Annotated in this window: 2 protein-coding genes; one reads left to right on the top strand and one right to left on the bottom strand. The window is 69.7% G+C overall.

Annotated features, from left to right (window positions below; genetic code table 11):
* Positions 1-1,753: bifunctional metallophosphatase/5'-nucleotidase (locus CCL05_RS16475; protein WP_086561265.1), on the top strand; the 1,753-nt coding region annotated here is incomplete at its 5' end.
* Between the two features lie 13 nt (positions 1,754-1,766).
* Here CCL05_RS16475 and CCL05_RS16470 read toward each other — a convergent pair.
* Positions 1,767-3,154: lysine N(6)-hydroxylase/L-ornithine N(5)-oxygenase family protein (locus tag CCL05_RS16470; RefSeq protein WP_107400471.1), on the bottom strand; the 1,388-nt coding region annotated here is incomplete at its 5' end.

Below are 3,154 nucleotides of genomic sequence, written 5' to 3'. Positions count from 1 at the left end.
CGGGGCGGGGGTGGCGCTGGCCGGTGCGGTGGGGGCGCCGGGCGCGCAGGCGGCCGAGTCCCAGCGCGGCGCCAAGCGGTACGCGTTCACCGTGCTGGGGACGACGGACCTGCACGGCAACGTCTTCAACTGGGACTACTTCACGGACAGGGAGTTCGACGACAAGGACCACAACGACGTCGGGCTCGCCAAGGTCTCGACCCTGGTGAACCGCGTCCGTGCGGAGAAGGGCCGCCGCAACACGCTGCTGATCGACGCGGGCGACACGATCCAGGGCACGCAGTTGTCGTACTACTACGCGAAGGTCGATCCGATCACGGCCGAGGGCGGCCCCGTGCACCCGATGGCGCAGGCCATGAACGCCATGGGCTATGACGCGGCGGCGCTCGGCAACCACGAGTTCAACTACGGCATCCCGGTGCTGCGGAAGTTCGAGCAGCAGTGCCGTTTCCCGCTGCTGGGTGCGAACGCGCTGGACGCGAAGACGCTGCGGCCCGCGTTCGCGCCGTACAGCATGCACCGGCTGCGTACGCCGTTCGGGCGGGATGTGAAGGTGGCGGTGCTGGGGCTGACGAATCCGGGCATCGCGATCTGGGACAAGGCGAACGTGCAGGGGAAGATGACGTTCCCGGGTCTGGAGGAGCAGGCGGCGAAGTGGGTGCCGAGGCTGCGGTCGATGGGCGCGGACGTCGTCATCGTGTCGGCGCACAGTGGTTCGTCGGGGACGTCGTCCTACGGTGACCAGCTGCCGTACGTCGAGAACGCGGCCGCTCTGGTGGCCGAGCAGGTGCCGGGCATCGACGCGATCCTGGTGGGGCACGCGCACACGGAGATCCCCGAGTACTTCGTCACTCACAAGGAGACCGGCAAGCGGGTCGTGCTGTCGGAGCCGCTCAAGTGGGGTCAGCGGCTGACGCTGTTCGATTTCGAGCTGGTGTGGGCCAAGGGCTGCTGGACGGTCGAGAAGGTGGGCGCGCGGGTCCTGAACTCCAACACGGTGGAGGAGGACCCGAAGATCACGAAGCTGCTCATGGACGAGCACGAGAAGGTCGTGGCGTACGTCAATCAGGTCATCGGCACGAACGCGGCGGAGATGACGTCGGCGGAGGCGCCGTACAGGGACGTGCCGATCATCGATCTGATCAACCACATCCAGGCGGACACGGTGAAGCAGGCCCTGGCGGGCACGGAGCACGCCGCGCTGCCGGTGCTGTCGCAGGCGGCGTGCTTCTCGCGGTCCGCCCGGATCCCGGCGGGCGAGGTGACCATCCGGGACGTGGCGGGTCTGTACGTCTTCGAGAACACGCTGGAGGCGCGTCTGATGACGGGCGCGCAGCTGAAGGCGTATCTGGAGTTCTCGGCGAACTACTACGTGCAGACGGCGCCGGACGCTCCGGTGGATCCGGCGAAGCTGACGAACGCGAACGGCACGCCGGACTACAACTACGACGTGGTGAGCGGGCTGTCGTACGAGATCGACATCGCGCAGCCGGCCGGTTCGCGGGTGACGGACGTGCGGTTCGAGGGGCGGCCGCTGGCGGACGACGCGCAGTTCGTGTTCGCGGTGAACAACTACCGGGCCAACGGGGGCGGCAACTTCCCGCATGTGGCCGCCGCCCCGGTGCTGTGGTCGAACTCGGAGGAGATCCGCAACACCATGATCGCCTGGGTGAAGGCGAAGGGGTCCATCGATCCGGCCGCCTTCGCGGCGGTGGACTGGAAGCTGACGCGGAACGGCACGCCCGTCTTCTGAGCCGCGTGTTTCGTCACCTTCGGTCGTCGACGAGTGGGGTGAGTGCCGGTGCCTCGCGGGGCGGCGGGACCTGCCGGCGCTGTGTGAGGCCGAAGGTGGTGAAGGCGGTGCGGCGCGGGAGCGCGTAGGCCTCCCTGCCCGTCAGGGAGTTGAGGATGATCGCGCTGCGCCAGGCGGCGAGGCCGAGGTCCGGGGTGCCGACGCCGTGTGTGTGGGTCTCGGCGTTCTGGACGTACACCGTGCCGGTGACGGACGGGTCGAGGACGAGGCGGTAGTCCTCGTCGATGCGCGGGCGCTCCCGGCTGTCGCGGCGCATGTAGGGGTCGAGGCCGGCGAGGATGCGGTCGAGGGGGCGTTCGCGGTAGCCGGTGGCGAGGACGACGGCGTCGGTGGTGAGGCGGGAGCGGCTGTCCTGCGGGCCGTGTTCGAGGTGCAGTTCGACCTTGGTCGTGGCGACGCGGCCGGCGGTGCGCACGCGGACGCCGGGGGTGAGGACGGCGTCGGGCCAGCCGCCGTGCAGGGTGCGGCGGTACAGCTCGTCGTGGATGGCGGTGATGGTGGCGGCGTCGATGCCCTGGTGCAGTTGCCACTGCCCGGCGACGAGCCGGTCGCGGGCGGTTTCGGGCAGGGCGTGGAAGTAGCGGGTGTGGTCGGGGGTGAAGTGCTCCAGGCCGAGCTTGGAGTACTCCATGGGCGCGAAGGCCTCGGTGCGGCCCAGCCAGTGGAGCTTCTCGCGTCCGGTGGGCCTGCCGCGCAGCAGGTCGAGGAAGATCTCGGCGCCGGTCTGTCCGATGCCCACGACGGTGACGTGCTCGGCGGCGAGGAGCGCGTCGCGGTGGTCGAGGTAGTCGGCGGCGTGCACGACGGGCACGCCGGGGGCTTCGACGAGGGGTTTGAGGGGGTCGGGGACGTAGGGTTCGGTGCCGATGCCGAGGACGACGTTGCGCGTGTAGGTGCGGCCGAGGGCCTCGGCTTCTCCGTCGGGGTCGAGCTGGGTGAAGTCGACTTCGAAGAGGTCCTGTTCGGGGTTCCAGCGGATGGCGTCGACCTGGTGGCCGAAGTGGAGCGCCGGGAGGTTGTCGCAGACCCAGCGGCAGTAGGCGTCGTACTCGGCGCGCTGGATGTGGAAGCGCTCGGCGAAGTAGAAGGGGAACAGGCGTTCGCGGGCCCTGAGGTAGTTGAGGAAGGTCCAGGGGCTGGTGGGGTCGGCGAGGCTCACCAGGTCGGCGAGGAACGGCACTTGGATGGTGGCGCCGTCGATGAGCAGGCCGGAGTGCCAGCCGAAGGCGGGGCGCTGCTCGTAGAAGGCGGTGTCGAGGGTGCCGAGCGGGTGGGCGAGCGCGGCGAGGGAGAGGTTGAACGGGCCGATGCCGATGCCGACCAGGTCGCGGGGGGCGTCGG

Origin of the sequence: Streptomyces africanus (assembly GCF_002150735.1) — a bacterium.
Taxonomy (GTDB): Bacteria; Actinomycetota; Actinomycetes; order Streptomycetales; family Streptomycetaceae; genus Streptomyces; species Streptomyces africanus.
Note: the sequence above shows the minus strand (reverse complement) of the source record. Positions and strands in the feature narration are given on the sequence as shown.